12 protein-coding genes are annotated in these 16,633 nt (G+C 71.1%); 10 read left to right on the forward strand and 2 right to left on the reverse strand.

Annotation, left to right across the window (positions count from 1 at the left end; translation table 11 throughout):
- Positions 1 to 148 precede the first annotated feature (148 nt).
- Positions 149 to 1,888, reverse strand: a complete 1,740-nt coding sequence (locus tag ACIBK0_RS30150) for a dolichyl-phosphate-mannose--protein mannosyltransferase (protein WP_399086866.1) — start codon at positions 1,886 to 1,888, stop codon at positions 149 to 151.
- 62 nt (positions 1,889 to 1,950) lie between these two features.
- Between ACIBK0_RS30150 and rsmI the strand changes: the two genes are divergently transcribed.
- The 10 genes from rsmI (at position 1,951) to ACIBK0_RS30200 (ending at position 15,069) form a co-directional block, all read left to right on the forward strand.
- On the forward strand, positions 1,951 to 2,808 hold the full coding sequence (rsmI, locus tag ACIBK0_RS30155) for a 16S rRNA (cytidine(1402)-2'-O)-methyltransferase (RefSeq protein ID WP_399086869.1): 858 nt from the start codon (positions 1,951 to 1,953) through the stop codon (positions 2,806 to 2,808).
- Positions 2,809 to 3,006: 198 nt separating this feature from the next.
- Positions 3,007 to 3,426: a hypothetical protein gene (locus ACIBK0_RS30160; protein WP_399086872.1), complete on the forward strand. Its 420-nt coding sequence runs from the start codon at positions 3,007 to 3,009 to the stop codon at positions 3,424 to 3,426.
- Positions 3,427 to 3,538: 112 nt separating this feature from the next.
- Positions 3,539 to 4,408 carry a TatD family hydrolase gene (locus ACIBK0_RS30165; protein ID WP_399086875.1) on the forward strand — a complete coding sequence of 290 codons (870 nt, stop codon included), beginning with the start codon at positions 3,539 to 3,541 and terminating at the stop codon, positions 4,406 to 4,408.
- A gap of 138 nt (positions 4,409 to 4,546) precedes the next feature.
- Positions 4,547 to 5,947: a ubiquitin-like domain-containing protein gene (locus ACIBK0_RS30170; RefSeq protein ID WP_399086878.1), complete on the forward strand. Its 1,401-nt coding sequence runs from the start codon at positions 4,547 to 4,549 to the stop codon at positions 5,945 to 5,947.
- A 155-nt stretch (positions 5,948 to 6,102) separates the two neighbouring features.
- The gene (rsmA, locus tag ACIBK0_RS30175; RefSeq protein WP_399086881.1) at positions 6,103 to 6,969 is read left to right on the forward strand and encodes a 16S rRNA (adenine(1518)-N(6)/adenine(1519)-N(6))-dimethyltransferase RsmA; all 867 of its coding nucleotides are present in this window, start codon (positions 6,103 to 6,105) and stop codon (positions 6,967 to 6,969) included.
- The gene (locus tag ACIBK0_RS30180) at positions 6,970 to 7,863 is read left to right on the forward strand and encodes a 4-(cytidine 5'-diphospho)-2-C-methyl-D-erythritol kinase (RefSeq protein WP_399086884.1); all 894 of its coding nucleotides are present in this window, start codon (positions 6,970 to 6,972) and stop codon (positions 7,861 to 7,863) included.
- Positions 7,864 to 8,284: 421 nt separating this feature from the next.
- Positions 8,285 to 10,090, forward strand: coding sequence for an ABC-F family ATP-binding cassette domain-containing protein (locus tag ACIBK0_RS30185; RefSeq protein WP_399086887.1), 1,806 nt, complete (start codon positions 8,285 to 8,287; stop codon positions 10,088 to 10,090).
- Positions 10,091 to 10,373: 283 nt separating this feature from the next.
- Positions 10,374 to 12,200 carry a PQQ-binding-like beta-propeller repeat protein gene (locus ACIBK0_RS30190; RefSeq protein ID WP_399086890.1) on the forward strand — a complete coding sequence of 609 codons (1,827 nt, stop codon included), beginning with the start codon at positions 10,374 to 10,376 and terminating at the stop codon, positions 12,198 to 12,200.
- A 58-nt stretch (positions 12,201 to 12,258) separates the two neighbouring features.
- Positions 12,259 to 14,082 (forward strand): PQQ-binding-like beta-propeller repeat protein, encoded by a 1,824-nt coding sequence (locus ACIBK0_RS30195; RefSeq protein WP_399086893.1) that lies wholly within the window; start codon positions 12,259 to 12,261, stop codon positions 14,080 to 14,082.
- Positions 14,083 to 14,352: 270 nt separating this feature from the next.
- Positions 14,353 to 15,069, forward strand: coding sequence for a LuxR C-terminal-related transcriptional regulator (locus ACIBK0_RS30200; protein WP_399086895.1), 717 nt, complete (start codon positions 14,353 to 14,355; stop codon positions 15,067 to 15,069).
- 162 nt (positions 15,070 to 15,231) lie between these two features.
- On the opposite strand, the gene ACIBK0_RS30205 is transcribed toward ACIBK0_RS30200, so the two are convergent.
- A complete protein-coding gene (locus tag ACIBK0_RS30205) occupies positions 15,232 to 16,509 on the reverse strand; it encodes an ATP-binding protein (RefSeq protein ID WP_399086897.1) in 1,278 nt (425 codons plus the stop codon).
- Positions 16,510 to 16,633: the final 124 nt, after the last annotated feature.

Genomic DNA, 16,633 nt, shown 5'->3' on the forward strand with positions numbered 1-16,633 from the left:
CGGGCGGCCCCCCCGCCCGTCGATACACCCCCAGCTCCCCCCCCCCCCCCCGCGGCCACACCCCCCCCCCCCCCCCCCCCCCCCCCCCCCCCCCCCCCCGCGGGGGCGCCCCCCCCCCCCCCCCCCCCCCCTCGCTACGTCTGCCCGGCTAGACCCACGTGTCCAGCCACATCCGCGACCGCCACTGGTCGATCGGGATCGCGGTGCCCGTGTACAGGGGCCAGAAGTAGATGAAGTTCCACGCGATCAGCAGGACCAGGACGCCCGCGCCCGCCGCGCCGATGACGCGGCGGCGTTCGCCCGCGCCGGGTGGTCCGAGGATCGCGCCGATCATCATCGCGACGGCCAGGCACAGGAACGGGACGAAGACGACGGCGTAGAAGAAGAAGATCGTGCGCTCCTGGTACATGAACCAGGGGAGGTATCCGGCCGCGATGCCGCAGGCGATGGCGCCCGCGCGCCAGTCGCGGCGGAACGCCCAGCGCCAGAGCACATAGGCGATCGCGAAGCAGGCCGCCCACCACAGGAGGGGGGTGCCGAGCGCCAGCACCTCACGGGCGCACTTGTCGCCCGCGTCGGTGGGGCAGCCGTCCTTGCCGGGCAGCGGGGACTCGTAGAAGTACGAGACCGGGCGGCCCAGGACGATCCAGCTCCACGGGTTCGACTGGTAGGTGTGCGGGGACGAGAGGCCGACGTGGAACTCGTACACCTCGTGCTCGTAATGCCACAGGCTGCGCAGCCAGTCGGGGAGGAAGGCGAAGCTGCCGCCCTTGCCGTCCGTCACCGCCCAGTTGCGGAAGTAGCCGCCCTTGCCGTTGTCGGGGGAGAGGATCCAGCCGATCCAGGAGAGGAGATACACGGCCAGGGCGACCGGTACCGTCGCCAGGAACGTGATGCCCGTGTCGTGCTTGAGAGCCGCCAGGTACGGGCGGCGGGCGCCCGCGACCCGGCGCGAGGCCGCGTCCCACAGGACCGCCATCACACAGAACGCGGCGAGGATGTAGAGGCCGTTCCACTTGGTGCCGATGGCCAGGCCCAGCAGCAGACCGGCCCCCCAGCGCCAGGGTCGCCAGCCGAGGCGGGTCGTCTCGGCGATGTGCGCGTCGGGACGGACGACTCCGTCGGCGTCGGCGGGCAGCGCCGCCGCCAGCCTCGCCCGCGCCTTGTCGCGGTCGACGACCAGGCAGCCGAAGGCCGCCAGCACGAAGAACATCAGCACGCCGTCGAGCAGCGAGGTACGGCTCATCACGAAGTGCAGGCCGTCGACCGCCATCAGCGCGCCCGCGAGGCAGCCGAGGAACGTCGAGCGGAACAGCCGGCGCCCGATCCGGCACAGCAGCAGCACCGAGAGCGTGCCGAGCAGCGCCGTCATGAACCGCCAGCCGAACGGGTTGAACCCGAACATCCACTCGCCGAGCCCGATGACGTACTTGCCGACCGGCGGGTGCACCACATAGGCGGCGTCGGTCGGGATCCGCACATGGCCGTTGCCCTGCAGGATCAGGTCGTTGGCGTCCTTCGCCCAGTTGACCTCGTATCCGCGGTGGATGAGCGCCCAGGCGTCCTTCGCGTAGTACGTCTCGTCGAATATCACCGCCTTCGGGCTGCCCAGGTTCCAGAACCGCAGCAGCCCGGCGAGCAGCGTCACCAGGAGCGGGCCGCCCCAGCCCGACCAGCGCGTGATGCGCTCGGCGACCTCGTGGCGCAGCCCGATCGTGGCCCAGATGCGCGGGCTGGGCTCGGCATATGGGGGCACGAGCCGGTCGCGGACATCGCTTCTGGGCGGCGCCGTGTATCCGAAGCGGCGCAGCCGCTGCTGCCACGACGGCCGCTGCTCTTGGGCGGCCTGGCCCTGCCGGGTGTCCGTGGAGGACGCGGTACTGGTCACCGCGCCATCGTAGGGAACACGTCTGTGGGAGTCCCGTGCCTGGGCCCTGCGAGGATGGAACCGTGACAGGAACCCTTGTGTTGGCAGGCACTCCCATCGGCGACATCTCGGACGCGCCGCCACGGCTGGCCGCCGAACTGGCCGGGGCCGACGTCGTCGCCGCCGAGGACACCCGGCGGCTGCGGCGGCTCACCCAGGCCCTCGGCGTGCAGCCCGCCGGGCGCGTCGTGTCGTACTTCGAGGGCAACGAGGCGGCCCGTACGCCGGAGCTCGTCGAGGCGCTGGCCGGCGGGGCGCGGGTGCTGCTGGTGACCGACGCGGGGATGCCGTCCGTCTCCGACCCCGGGTACCGGCTGGTCGCGGCCGCCGTCGAGAAGGACATCAAGGTCACCGCCGTACCCGGCCCGTCCGCCGTGCTCACCGCGCTCGCGCTGTCCGGGCTGCCCGTCGACCGCTTCTGCTTCGAGGGATTCCTGCCCAGGAAGGCGGGCGAGCGCCTGTCGCGGCTGCGCGAGGTCGCCGACGAGCGGCGCACCCTCGTCTACTTCGAGGCGCCCCACCGGCTCGACGACACCCTTGCCGCGATGGCCGAGGTCTTCGGGACGGAGCGGCGCGCCGCCGTCTGTCGCGAGCTGACGAAGACGTACGAGGAGGTCAAGCGTGGCCCGCTGGGCGAACTGGCCGCCTGGGCCGCCGAGGGCGTACGCGGTGAGATCACCGTCGTCGTCGAGGGCGCCGCCGCGAAGGGCGCCGAGGAACTGGACGCCGCCGAGCTGGTGCGCAGGGTGCAGGTGCGCGAGGAGGCGGGGGAGCGGCGCAAGGAGGCGATCGCGGCCGTCGCCGCGGAGGCGGGAATTCCCAAGCGCGATGTCTTCGATGCGGTCGTCGCGGCAAAGAATGCAGCGCGAAGCGCCCCATAGAAGGGCAAAGGACGGTGGGGAAAGGCAAAGCTCAGACCGGGCGGCGAGCGCCTTCCGACAAGGAACGCCCAAAACGACTCCAATAGTCGACAGACCTGATGCGTTCGCGCCGGGAGAAGCGTCCACTGGTTGAAGGGACGTACCCGTCCCTCGCCCCCGTACGCGGGGGCGCTTGTCCAGCGGACAGCAGGAGCTGGCATGAGTGAGATCGCAGGGCAGACCGGCCACCGCGGTGCGGCGACCGCCGTTGTCAACGAGTCGTATTCCTTCGCCTGCATGCGCTGCGGGCACGGCTGGGAGCAGTCGTACGAGATAGAGCACCACCTCGACGCCGAGGGCAACGAGTTCGTCATGTATGTGGCCGACGGCGGGGTCGTGCCGTCGCCGCTGAGCCGGCCCACCTGCCAGAACTGCGACAGCCATGTGGTGCGCATCATGCGTCCGGGACAGGTGTCCTCGGCGCGGAACTCTCAGCAGCGGACGGTGTCGGCACGGCAGCCCGAGTCCCGGGCGGAGTCGCCCGAGACGGCGGCCGAGGAGCCCCGCGAGCCCCATGAGTCCCACCACTGGCATCTCTCCGATCTCCTGCACCCCTTCCACCACCGCAAGGCGGGCTGATCCGCCGGACGGCGGGTCGATCCGCGCGTCGGCCGTCCCGGCGGCCCGGTGGAATGGCCTCCCGGCTCCCCGCGAGGTGAGGTCGGGCATGCCCCCTTCGTAGGATCGGGGCATGCCTTCCCACGCTGAAGCCCCACCGCTGCCGGACCCCCTCCGGGTGCCGGTCGCCGACTCGCACACCCACCTCGACATGCAGTCCGGCACGGTCGAGGAGGGCCTCGCCAAGGCCGCCTCGGTCGGCGTGACGACCGTCGTGCAGGTCGGCTGCGACGTGAACGGCTCGCGCTGGGCGGCGCAGACGGCAGCCGGGTACGACGCCGTGCACGCGACCGTCGCGCTGCACCCCAACGAAGCGCCCCGGATCGTGCACGGCGACCCCGACGGCTGGTCCCGGCAGGGCGCGCGACAGCCGGGCGGAGACGCCGCGCTGGACGAGGCGCTCGCGGAGATCGACCGGCTCGCCGCCCTTCCCCAGGTCAAGGGCGTGGGCGAGACCGGACTCGATTACTTCCGTACGGGACCCGAGGGCAAGGCCGCGCAGGAGCGGTCCTTCCGCGCGCACATAGAGATCGCCAAACGGCACGGCAAGGCCCTGGTCATCCATGACCGCGACGCCCACACCGACGTGCTGCGCATCCTCAAGGAGGAGGGCGCGCCCGAGCGGACCGTCTTCCACTGCTACTCCGGCGACGCCGCGATGGCCGAGATCTGCGCCCGCGCCGGGTATTTCATGTCCTTCGCCGGCAACATGACCTTCAAGAACGCCCAGCCGTTGCGCGACGCGCTGGCCGTGGCGCCCCTGGAACTCGTCCTCGTCGAGACCGACGCGCCCTTCCTGACACCCGCTCCGTACCGCGGACGGCCTAACGCGCCGTATCTCATTCCGGTCACGGTGCGCGCGATGGCGGCTGTACGGGGCATCGACGAGGACGCGCTGGCGACCTCGATCTCCGCGAACACTGCGCGCGCTTTCGATTACTGACGGATAACGGTTCCAGGGGTACTTCCGGGGCGCACCTCAGGGCAGTGTCGCGACACAGCGTAGTCACCTTGCTTGGGAGAGTGACGATCGCTCCGCTAGGTTCTGGTCGCCTGATCCGGACTTCTGGAGCGTGTCGTCGTGAGCAGCTCGCAGTACCAGACGTATGGACCCACGGGTGCCGCTGGTGACACCACTGTCGCCGAGAGCGTCGGTGTCGCTGGGTTCCCTGGTGCGACGGGAACGTCGTGCGGGGATTTCGAGCCGTCGGACGGCCTCGGTCACCCGGACACCTACCGGCCCGCGTACGAGGCGGCCCGGGTGGTCGAGGCGCAGGCGCCGACGGAACCGCGGCTGCCCCGGCAGGGGCAGCCGGACGGGACGCCGCCCGCGCCCGGCGGTCGAGCCGAGGCCCGGCGCGCGGCGCGGCGCAAGCGCACCGCCGAGCGCCCCGACCCTCTGCGGCGACTGCTCCCGCAGGCGCTGGTCGTGGCTTTCCTGGCCGGAGGCACCTCCGCGTTCGTCGCCAACGACAAGGCGATCGAGCTCAGCGTCGACGGGAAGCCGCGCACCCTGCACACCTTCGCGGACGACGTCGGCGAACTGCTCGCCGACGAGGGGGTCGATGTCGGGACGCACGACGTCGTCGCGCCCGCGCCCGGCACGGCGCTCACCAGCGGCGACGAGGTCGCAGTGCGTCACGGGCGCCCGGTACACCTCACCCTCGACGGACAGCGGCACAAGGTCTGGACGACGGCGCACACGGTGGACGGGGCGCTCAGACAGCTCGGGGTGCGTGCGGAAGGCGCGTACCTGTCGACGTCACGTTCCCAGCGGATCGGCCGCCAGGGCCTCGCGCTGGACGTCCGTACCGAGCGCACGGTGACGATCATGGCGGACGGGCGGGCGCGGACGATCCGTACGAACGCGGCGAGCGTCCGCGAGGCCGTCGAGGAGGCGGGAATCACCCTGCACGGACAGGACACCACCTCCGTCGCGCCCGGGAGCTTCCCGCGCGACGGGCAGACGGTCACCGTGATGCGGGTCACCGGGGGCAGGGAGGTCCGCGACGAGCCGATTCCGTTCGAGGTGCGGCGGACTCAGGATCCTTTGTTGTTCAGGGGCACGGAGGTCGTCGAGCGTGCCGGTCAGCCGGGGGCGCGGCGCGTCACGTACGCGCTCCGGACCGTCAACGGCGTCGCGGAGAAGCCGCGGCCGCTCGACTCCGAGGTGGTGCGCGAGCCGCGGACGCAGCTGGTGAAGGTCGGTACGAAGCCCCATCCGACGTCCTTCGACGGGGTCGACGATCTGAACTGGTCCGGTCTCGCGGCGTGCGAGTCCGGTGGGCGGCCGCAGGCCGTGGATCCGTCCGGCACATATGGCGGCCTGTATCAGTTCGACACCCGCACGTGGCATTCCCTCGGCGGCTCCGGGCGCCCCCAGGACGCCTCCGTCGCCGAGCAGACCTTCCGTGCGAAGAAGTTGTATGTGCGGCGGGGGGCGAGCCCTTGGCCGCATTGCGGGGGCCGGCTGCGGGGGTGAAGCCGCGAGGGTCCTTCGCCCCTCCGCCCCTTTCAGGGGCGCGGGGAACTGCGCAATCTTTCAGGGGGGTCTGGGGCGCAGCCCCCAGGGACGGGACGGGCAGGGTGGAGGGGGCGAAAACACCCCCCGGCCCGTCACACCCGTACCCTTGCTCCGTGACCAGCCCCACCCCCGACGCCCTCCTGGGCCCCGCCGACATCCGCGAACTCGCGGGTGCCCTCGGCGTGCGGCCCACCAAGCAGCGCGGCCAGAACTTTGTGATCGACGCGAACACGGTGCGCCGCATCGTGCGCACCGCGGACGTACGGCCCGATGACGTGGTCGTGGAGGTGGGCCCCGGGCTCGGCTCGCTGACACTCGCCCTGCTGGAGGTGGCCGACAGGGTCGTCGCGGTGGAGATCGACGACGTGCTCGCGGGGGCGCTGCCGTCGACGGTGGCGGCCCGCATGCCGGAGCGCGCGGAGCGTTTCGCGCTCGTGCACTCCGACGCGATGCACGTACAGGAACTCCCCGGGCCCGCGCCGACCGCGCTGGTCGCCAACCTCCCGTACAACGTCGCCGTACCCGTCCTGCTGCACATGCTCGACACCTTCCCGACCATCGAGCGCACGCTCGTGATGGTGCAGGCCGAGGTCGCCGACCGGCTCGCGGCCGCGCCCGGTTCGAAGGTGTACGGCGTCCCGTCCGTGAAGGCGAACTGGTACGCCGAGGTCAAGCGGGCCGGCGCCATCGGGCGGAATGTCTTCTGGCCGGCGCCCAACGTGGACAGCGGGCTCGTGTCGCTCGTCCGCCGGACCGAGCCGATCAAGACCACGGCCACGAAGCGCGAGGTCTTCGCCGTGGTCGACGCCGCCTTCGCCCAGCGGCGCAAGACACTGCGCGCCGCCCTCGCCGGGTGGGCCGGATCCGCGCCCGCCGCGGAGGCCGCGCTCGTCGCCGCGGGTGTCTCGCCGCAGGCGCGCGGGGAGTCCCTGACGGTCGAGGAGTTCGCGCGTATCGCCGAGCACAAGGAGTCGCAGTAAGTGAGCGTGACGGTACGCGTCCCCGCCAAGGTCAATGTCCAGCTCGCGGTCGGCGGCGTCCGCCCCGACGGCTTCCACGACCTGGCCAATGTCTTCCTCGCGGTCGGCCTCTACGACGAGGTGACCGTGACCCCCGCCGAGGAACTGCGCATCACCTGCACGGGTCCGGACGCCGCGCAGGTGCCCCTGGACCGTACGAACCTGGCGGCCCGCGCGGCCCTCGAACTCGCCCGGCGCTACGGCCTCGACCCCGCCGTGCACATCCACATCGCCAAGGACATCCCCGTCGCCGGCGGTATGGCGGGCGGCAGTGCGGACGGGGCCGGTGCGCTCCTCGCCTGTGACGCGCTGTGGGGCACGAACGCCTCACGCGCCGAACTCCTCGACATCTGCGCCGAGTTGGGCAGCGATGTGCCGTTCAGTCTGGTGGGCGGGGCGGCGCTCGGCGTCGGCCGGGGCGAGCAGCTGCGGGCGCTGGAGGTCGGCGGGACCTTCCACTGGGTCTTCGCGATGGCCGAGCGGGGGCTGTCGACCCCGGCCGTCTTCCGGGAGTTCGACCGGATGAACGAGGGCGTGCGGATCCCTGAACCCGTCGCCTCGCAGGAGCTGTTCGACGCGTTGCGGAAGGGGGATGCCGACGCTCTCGCGGCCGCGGTCTCCAACGACCTCCAGCTCGCCGCGCTCTCCCTCTTCCCGGCCCTCGCCGACACCCTCGACGCGGGCCGCGCGGCCGGCGCCCTCGCCGCGCTGGTCTCCGGCTCGGGCCCGACCACGGCTTTCCTCGCGCCGGGTGCCGAGTCCGCGAAGACGGTCGCCGATGCCCTGCTCGCCTCGGGCACCTGCCGCTCCGTACGGGTCACCGAGAGCCCGGCGCCGGGCGCGACCGTGCTCTGACGCACGCAGCGGCGTGACCGAGCGGTCGGCCCGGCGTCGCGATCAGCACGGCGAAGCCCGGGAAGGCCGTGACGGCGCACAGCAGAAACACGCCTGAGCTGCATAGATATACAGAGATGGGCCCTCCTGCGTGATGACATGCCGGTCGACGACCGCGCGGCCGCCGAGGGCACCGGCCAGGGCCGCCCCCTGGCCCCGGCATCGGCCCTGATCCCACGCCAGCGCCTGTCCTGACACCGGACGGGGCCCAGACCCTGCTGAAGGCCGCCGGGAACTGCGCGATCTTTTGGCAGGGGTCCGGGGGCGGCGGCCCCCCCGTGCGGGACGGATAGGGGCGGAGGGGGCGAAAAGCCTCACGGCTCGGCCTCCGTACCGCGCGGACTACCCTTGAGGGTCGATCGTCCCCCTTGGCAGGAGAGAAATGGCCGTCAACCTGGTCAATGTCGAGTCCGTCAGCAAGGTGTACGGCACCCGTGCACTGCTCGACGGGGTCTCCCTCGGCGTCAGCGAGGGCGACCGTATCGGCGTGGTCGGCCGGAACGGCGACGGCAAGACCACCCTCATCCGGATGCTCGCCAAGCTGGAGGAGGCCGACACCGGCCGTGTCACGCACTCCGGCGGCCTGCACACCGGAGTGCTGACACAGCACGACTCCCTCGACCCCACGGCCACCGTCCGCCACGAGGTCATCCGCGACCTGGCCGACCACGAGTGGGCGGGCAACGCCAAGATCAGGGACGTACTGACCGGGCTGTTCGGGGGGCTGGACCTGCCCGGCTTCCCGCAGGGACTGGACACCGTCATCGGCCCCCTCTCCGGCGGCGAGCGCCGCCGCATCGCCCTCGCCAAGCTGCTCATCGATGAGCAGGACCTGATCATCCTCGACGAGCCCACCAACCACCTGGACGTGGAAGGCATCGCCTGGCTCGCGCAGCATCTGCGCGAGCGGCGCTCGGCCCTCGTCTGCGTCACCCACGACCGGTGGTTCCTGGACCAGGTCTGCACCCGCATGTGGGACGTGCAGAAGGGCGCGGTGTACGAGTACGAGGGCGGCTACTCCGACTACGTCTTCGCGCGCGCCGAGCGCGAGCGCATCGCCGCCACCGAGGAGGTCAAGCGGCAGAACCTCGTGCGCAAGGAGCTGGCCTGGCTGCGGCGAGGGGCGCCCGCCCGCACCTCCAAGCCGCGCTTTCGTGTAGAGGCCGCCAACGAGCTGATCGCGGACGTGCCGCCGCCCCGGGACAAGAGCGAGCTGATGAAGTTCGCCAGCTCGCGGCTCGGCAGGACCGTCTTCGACCTGGAGGACGTGACCGTCCAGGCGGGCCCGAAGGTGCTGCTCAAGCACCTGACCTGGCACCTCGGCCCCGGCGACCGCGTCGGCCTGGTCGGCGTGAACGGCGCCGGCAAGACCTCGCTCCTGCGGGCCCTGGCCGAGGCCGCCCGCAGCGAGGGGGAGAAGCAGCCCGCCGCCGGGCGGATTGTCACCGGCAAGACCGTCAAGCTCGCCTACCTCTCGCAGGAAGTCGCCGAACTCGACCCGAACTGGCGCGTGTTGCAGGCCGTCCAGGCCGTCCGCGACCGGGTCGACCTCGGCAAGGGCCGCGAGCTGACCGCGGGGCAGCTCTGCGAGACCTTCGGCTTCAACAAGGAGAAGCAGTGGACGCCGGTCGGGGACCTCTCCGGTGGTGAGCGTCGACGGCTGCAGCTCCTGCGGCTCCTCATGGACGAGCCCAACGTCCTCTTCCTCGACGAGCCCACCAACGACCTCGACATCGAGACCCTGACGCAGCTGGAGGACCTGCTCGACGGGTGGCCCGGGTCGATGGTCGTGATCTCCCACGACCGGTTCTTCATCGAGCGGACCACGGACAACGTCTTCGCGCTGCTCGGCGACGGCACGCTGCGGATGCTGCCGCGCGGGATCGACGAGTACCTGGAGCGACGCAGGAAGATGGAGGAGGTCGCGGCCGCCGCCGTGCTCGCCTCCGCGCCGGCGGCCGGCAAGTCCGCTTCCGCCGCCGACACCCGCGCGGCGAAGAAGGAGCTGCAGAAGATCGAGCGGCAGCTGGACAAGATCTCCGAGAAGGAGACCAAGCTGCACGCCCAAATCGCCGACAACGCGACCGACTTCGAGCGGGTCGCCAAACTCGACGCGGAGTTGCGCGAGTTGGCCGGGGAGCGCGAGGACCTGGAGCTGCGCTGGCTGGAGCTGGCGGAGGACGCCTGACAGGTCGCGCTGGAGGGCGCGTATGCGTCAAGTGCGCCGTGCGAACCGTGACATGGGCCCGCGCGAGCGCCGACGTGGGCCCCGCGTGAAGGGCGCGTGAAGGCGCGTAACGACGGCATCACGGGCCGGTCCTCCCTTGGGAACAGGGGAAGGACCGGCCCCCTGTTCATGGGCGCCACAGTGATAGAAAGAGCCGTCTGAGAACAGTCTGAGAACCACCGGGAGCGGCGCGAGTCCAGCGCCACCGGTGGGGCGCCACATCAGTGAAGAGGGGGAAGCGCTGATGAGTCAGCCGCCCAGTCAGCCGCCGCAGGGCGGCTTCGGAGCACCACAGGACCAGCCGCCGGCGGGTGGCTTCGGCGCGCCCCAGGACCCGCGGTCGCAGGGCGGCTTCGGCGCGTCCCCCGCCAACACGCCCCAGGGCACGCCCCCTCCGCCGGCGCAGTCGCCCCAGGCCCCCGCGCCCCCGCAGGCTCCGCCCGCCGGCCCTCCGCAGCCCGGTTACGGATACCCGCAGCAGCCCGGCCCCTACGCCCAGCCGGGCCCGTACGCACAGCCCCAGCAGCCGGGGCCGTACGGCCCGCCCGGCCCCTACGGCCAGCCGCAGCAGCCCGGTTACGGATACCCGCCCCAGGCGCAGTACCCGGGTGCGCCCGGCACCCCGCCCCCCGGCGGCGGCTCCAAGAACCCCTTCAAGGGCAGGCCCGCGGTGATCATAGGCGCCGCGGTGGCCGCGCTGCTCGTCGTCGGCGGCACCGTCTGGGCCTTCAGCAGCAGCGGTGACGGCGGCAAGAAGCCGGTCGCCGACAAGAGCCCGACCTCCAAGGCCTCCGCCTCCGACGACCCGGTCAACCCCGGTGACGGCAGCGGCGACGGCGGGGAGGACCCCGAGGACCTCAACGCGGGCCGCCAGGCCGGTGAGGCGAAGGTGCTCTGGTACAAGCAGGCACCCGACGCGCCCGGTTCCGGCGCCGACGCCCCCGGTCTGTGGATCACCGACAAGGCTGCGGTGAAGGCGGCGTACAAGCAGGTCTTCGCCTACAACGTCGGGGACGGCAAGCCCACTTGGGACGCACTGACCTTCCCGCAGAAGATCTGCGCGGTCACCCCGCAGAAGACGTCCGACGACAAGGTCTTCGTGGCGTACATGAGCGGCTCCAGCGACAGCGCCAAGTGCAACCAGCTCCAGGAGATCGACCTCGACACCGGCGCCAAGGGCTGGAGCGGGAAGGTCCCCGACGGCGACCTCTTCGACAGCACGCTCTCCGTCGAGCTGTCGATCACCGGCGACACACTGACGGTCGGCCGCTCGATGTCCGGTACGGCGTTCGATGTCGCCAGCGGCAAGAAGCTGTGGGACAAGGGGAAGTACGGCTCGGGCTGCTACCCGGCCGCGTTCGCGGGCGGCCCCAAGCTGCTGGCCGTCTCCTCCTGCGGCGTCGGCTCCGACACCGAGCACGACGAGGTGCAGGAGCTGGACCCGGCCACCGGCAAGGCCAAGTGGACCACGAAGATCCCCAAGGGCTGGCGGGTCGAGCGCGCGTACTCCGTCGATCCGGTCGTTCTCTACATGACCAACGACGACAAGAAGCGGGTGAACGTCACCACGCTGAAGAACAACGGTGACCTCCGCTCGCAGCTGGAGAGCAAGGACGCCTTCGCGCCCGAGTGCGGCTACGCCGTCCTCAACCGCGACCTGGCCGGCTGCTTCGGCACCGCCGCGGACGCCAACACCCTTTATCTGCCGACCGAGGCGAAGAGCGGCGCCAACGAGATCGTCGCGTTCAGCCTGGAGACCGGCAAGGAGAAGTGGCGCGTCAAGTCCCCGGCGGACGAGACGATGCTGCCGATGCGGATGGACGGCACGAATCTCGTCGCGTACGTCGAGCCGTCGTACGACGGCGGTGGTCAGATCGTGTCGATCCCGACGACCGGCGGCAGCCACAAGACCACGAAACTGCTGCAGATGCCGCAGGGCACCGCGGACGTCGAGAACAGCTTCTTCTCGAAGGCGGTCGACTACGTCGACGGGCGCTTCTACATCTCCACCACCCGGCTGACGGGCAATGACGAGTCGAAGGAGAAGTTGATGCTGGCCTACGGCAAGTGACCCTCGTCCTCCTTTCGTCCAGACCCGCCATCCCTTCGTATTCCGAGGTACACACGTCATGAGTCAGCCGCCCCCGCCACCGCCGAACCAGCCCCCGCAGGGCGGCTTCGGCGCGCCCCAGGACCCGCCGCCCGGCGGGTTCGGCGCCCCGCAGGACACGCCTCCGGGCGGGTTCGGCGCCCCGACGCCCCCGCCGCCCGCGCAGGGCCCCGGCTACGGCTACCCGCAGACGCCCCCGGCTCCGCAGCCGCCCCCGCCCGCGCCGCCGCAGCAGCCGTACGGCTACCCGCAGACGCCGCCGCCCCCGGCCCAGCCCGGCTACGGCTACCCGGGTCAGCAGCCGCAGTACGGCGCGCAGCAGACGCCCTACGGCTACCCCCCGCAGCAGACCATGCCGATGCAGCCGCAGTCTGCCCAGGGCGGCGGGCGGAAGTTCAACAGTCAGCTGGTCATCATCGTGGCGGCGGTGGTGGCCGTAGCGCTGATCATCGGCGGCGGGGTCTGGTACGCCAACTCCTCCGGCAAGGACGACGGCAAGAACAACTCGTCCGGTACGAGCGGTGGCACCGGCGGCAAGGACGGCAAGGACGGCGGCAAGACCAGCGGTTCCAACGGCAAGGAGAAGGTGCCGTCCAACACCACCTCCAAGGTGCTGTTCCAGGTGCCCGCGCCCGCCGTGAAGGACGACAGCAGCGTGACCACCGTCGGCTCCTGGCTCACCGACAAGGTGTACGCCAAGAGCGGCAATGCCGAGATCAACGGCTACGACCCCGACTCGGGCGCCAAGCTCTGGACGATCAAGCTCCCCGGCCCGGTGTGCCAGGCCAGCCGCCACAGCACCGAGTTCAACCGGACGGCGATCATCTACGAGCCCGCCATGCCGACCAAGGCGGAGCCCTCGCACGGCTGCAGCCAGCTCGCGGCCCTCGACCTCGACATCGGCAAGAAGCTGTGGACCAAGACGGTCAAGTCCGGTGACCAACTGGTCAGCCTCGACAACGTCACCGTGAGCGCGAACACGGTCGCCGCGGGCAGCACCAGCGGCGGCGCCGCGTTCGACATCTCCAGCGGCAAGCAACTGTGGGCGCCGAAGCCGACGGACAGCTGCTACGACTCCGGATACGGCGGTGGCGACAAGCTGGTCGCGGTCCGCAAGTGCGGTGAGTACGGCAGCACCCGGCAGCTGCACATCCAGACCATCGACCCGAAGTCCGGGAAGGTGCTCTCGGAGTACAAGATGTCGCCCGGCATCGAGTACGCGAGCGTCGTGTCGACCAACCCGCTGGTCGTCGCCGCAGACGTCGGCGACTCCGCCGGCGACGGCAGCGGCATCTCGGACTTCTTCTCCATCGACAACAAGACCGGCAAGCTGCGTACGAAGATCTCGGCGCCCGGCAAGACGTACGCCGCCCGGTGCGACGGGATCACCAGGATCGAGTACTGCTCCTCGCTCGCCGTCGGCAACGACAAGCTCTACATCCCGACCGAGGAGCACGACGGCACCGGCGAGTACAGCCAGACCAACGAGATCGTCGCCTTCGACCTGGCCACCGGAAAGCAGACCGGCCAGCGCGCGGACGCGGGTGACGGCTACACCATCACCCCGCTGCGTATGGATGGCGGCAACATTCTGGCCTACAAGCGTCCGCCGTACGACAAGGGCGGGCAGATCGTCACCATCGACGGCACCTCGTTCAAGGAGACCAAGCTCCTGGAGAACCCGGCGACCGAGGCGGTCCGCGACGCGGAGACCAGCATGCTCCCGGAGTACGCCGAGATCCTCTACAAGGACGGTCACCTGTACATGTCCGCGGTCTACGCCCACAAGCCGTCGGCCTCGGACGACAAGGAGTACCTGGCGATCGCCTTCGGCACGCGGTGATCGCGCACGCTCGCCTTCGGCGCTCAGCAGGTGAACGCGCCGTTGTGAACGACCCCGCCCCTGGTGCAGGATCCCTGCTCAGGGGCGGGGTCGTTCGCGTACCCCTCATCACTCCCGAAAGGGAGGGATTTTGATATTCCGGGGCACTTCTCTCCAGTAGGGGAAGCGCAACGTCGAACAAGCGTGTAGCTTCCGGGGGATGGAGAGCCGGGGGGCTCCTAATCCACGGGGAACCAGTGGGGATGCTTGGGGGGACTGGGGGGTTGCCTGATGGGAGTGCGGCTCATGGTGGTCGACGACCACCGACTGCTCGCCGAGGCGTTGGCCTCGGCCTTGAAGCTGCGGGGGCACCGGGTGCTCGCCGCGGCGGCGCCCGCCGCGGGAGCGGCGGAGTTGGTGATCACACGGGCACCCGAGGTGTGCCTGATCGGCACGGCGACACCGGCCGAGCCGGGGATCTTCGACCCGGTGGTGAAGATCAAACGGGAGCGCCCGCAGGTGGCGGTCCTTGTCCTCGGCCCGGTACCGAACCCGCGCGGCATCGCGGCAGCCTTCGCCGCCGGCGCCTCGGGCTACGTACGTCATGACGAACGCATAGAGGGCGTCGAGCGCGCGATCATGAAGGCGAGGGCGGGCGAGGCGGCGGTCGCCCCGCAGCTGTTGCAGGGCGCCTTCAGCGAACTCCTCAACCCCGCCGCGCAGCCGGACGACGAGGGCCAACGCCTGCTCCAGATGCTCACCCCGAGAGAGGTCGAGGTCCTGGTCCGGGTGGCGGACGGCGAGGACACGCGCCTCATCGCCGCCGGGATGGGGATCGCTCCGTCGACGGCCCGGACCCATGTCCAGCGGGTGCTGATGAAGCTGGGGGTGGGGTCGCGGTTGGAGGCGGCGGCGCTGGCGGCGCGGACGGGGTTGCTGGAACGGGCGGGGCCGGTGCCGGCGTCGTCCGGGGGTACGGAGGATGCCCCGGGCTCTGATCCTTATTGAGGTCGGTCGAAACCGGCGAAATCGAGGTCGGTCGAAACCGGCGAAGCAGACGGCGGGCGGGTTTTCGTCGGCGTGCTCCTGGGCGGCTCGACCGAGGCGGTCGAGCCGCCCGGGAGAATCCGTGCTCGACCGAGGCGGTCGAGCGCCGGGGAGAATCGGGCATCACATGCGCACGTGGTGCTCGATGTCTTCTCCGAACTCGGTGAGCGCCTGGGCGGTGAGGGAGGGACGGGTGTCGGCGATGGCGGCGAGGTAGTCCTCGGTGCCGGCCGGTGCGCCCTCGCGGCCGGTGACTTCGCGTTCGAAGGCGGCTTGGGAACCCTTGCGGGCGGCGAACTCGATGTCGGCGGGGGTGAACATCTCGCTGGCCTCCACCAGCCGGTGCAGCTCGACCCCGTCGGCGGCGGGGCCCAAGTAGCGCCGCCAGATCGCTTCCCGGGCGACCGGATCGGGGGGACCGACCGGGATGACGTAGTCGAACCGGCCCGGTCGCAGGAACGCCGGATCCAGGGAGCGGACGGAGTTGGTGGCGCAGATCAGCAGACGGTCGTCGTGGTCACGGAATCCGGGGATCAGCTTGAGCAGTTCGTTGGTGACGCCGTGGCCGGGGTCGACGGCCACGCCGGACCTGACGCCGGCGATTTCCTCGACTTCGTCGATGAACAGGACAACGGTCTCCAGGCCGGCCAGATCGGTGAACGTCTCCCGCAGCGAGGTGGCCAGGCTCCCGGCTCCCGCGGCGAGCCGGGAGGGGAAGAGCTCCACGAACGGCCACTCCAGCCGGGAGGAGACGGCCTTCGCGAAGCTGGTCTTGCCGGTGCCCGGCGGGCCGAAGAGGATGACCGCCTTCGGCGGCCTGACCCCGTATCGGTCGGCCAGCGCGGGCTCGGCCAGCGGCAGCACGATCCGCCGCTCGATGGCTTCCTTCTCCCGCTCCATCCCCGCGAGGGAGCCCCAGAGTCCCTTGGGCTGGACACGGCCGCCGAGCTCCGCGAGGAGACCGGCGTCGCTCGCACCGAGATGCTCGACCTTCTCGTAGAAGATCAGCCTGTCGCGGGTCCGGTAGCCGGAGTTCTCCAGGGCCGCGGTTCCGGTGGCCCCCGGAGCCAGTAGCGCGCCGATCCGGCGTATCCCCTGGGTGCGCAGGCGCCGCTCGAGCTCGGCGATCAGGGCGCTCCCGATCCCACGGCTGCGCCAGTTCCCCGCGAGCGCCACCAGCGTGATCCAGGCCCGGTCGCCCTGGGCCTGCGCCACCGCCATGCCCACCAGATCGTCACCGACCACCGCGACCACCGCGGGCCCGCCGGTCCGGGCCGTGGCCATGACCTCGGAGACGGGGAACACGGGAGGCGAATCGTGGGTCTGCCGGTCCTGGTCCCAGATCTGGATCGCGCGGTCGAGATCGTCGTCGCGGAAGTCCCTCAGTCGCCACGTCGGCATCGTCGCCACCTCGTCGGCAGGTCACCACCACCCTTGCCGACGCCGTGGCCGCGGGCTGCCTGGCGAGCGGCGCCCACGCTCCCGCTCTTCTCATTCTCCGCGCAGATCAGACAGGGGGCGACCG

The organism is Streptomyces sp. NPDC050564 (genome assembly GCF_044457265.1).
Taxonomy (GTDB): Bacteria; Actinomycetota; Actinomycetes; order Streptomycetales; family Streptomycetaceae; genus Streptomyces.

What these genes read in the sequence shown, in the direction of transcription:
- ACIBK0_RS30200 (WP_399086895.1), top strand. Translation starts at nt 14,353, where the DNA reads ATGGGAGTGCGGCTCATGGTGGTCGACGACCACCGACTGCTCGCCGAG.
- ACIBK0_RS30190 (WP_399086890.1), top strand. Translation starts at nt 10,374, where the DNA reads ATGAGTCAGCCGCCCAGTCAGCCGCCGCAGGGCGGCTTCGGAGCACCA.
- ACIBK0_RS30195 (WP_399086893.1), top strand. Translation starts at nt 12,259, where the DNA reads ATGAGTCAGCCGCCCCCGCCACCGCCGAACCAGCCCCCGCAGGGCGGC.
- ACIBK0_RS30160 (WP_399086872.1), top strand. Translation starts at nt 3,007, where the DNA reads ATGAGTGAGATCGCAGGGCAGACCGGCCACCGCGGTGCGGCGACCGCC.
- ACIBK0_RS30165 (WP_399086875.1), top strand. Translation starts at nt 3,539, where the DNA reads ATGCCTTCCCACGCTGAAGCCCCACCGCTGCCGGACCCCCTCCGGGTG.
- ACIBK0_RS30185 (WP_399086887.1), top strand. Translation starts at nt 8,285, where the DNA reads ATGGCCGTCAACCTGGTCAATGTCGAGTCCGTCAGCAAGGTGTACGGC.
- ACIBK0_RS30205 (WP_399086897.1), bottom strand. Translation starts at nt 16,509, where the DNA reads ATGCCGACGTGGCGACTGAGGGACTTCCGCGACGACGATCTCGACCGC.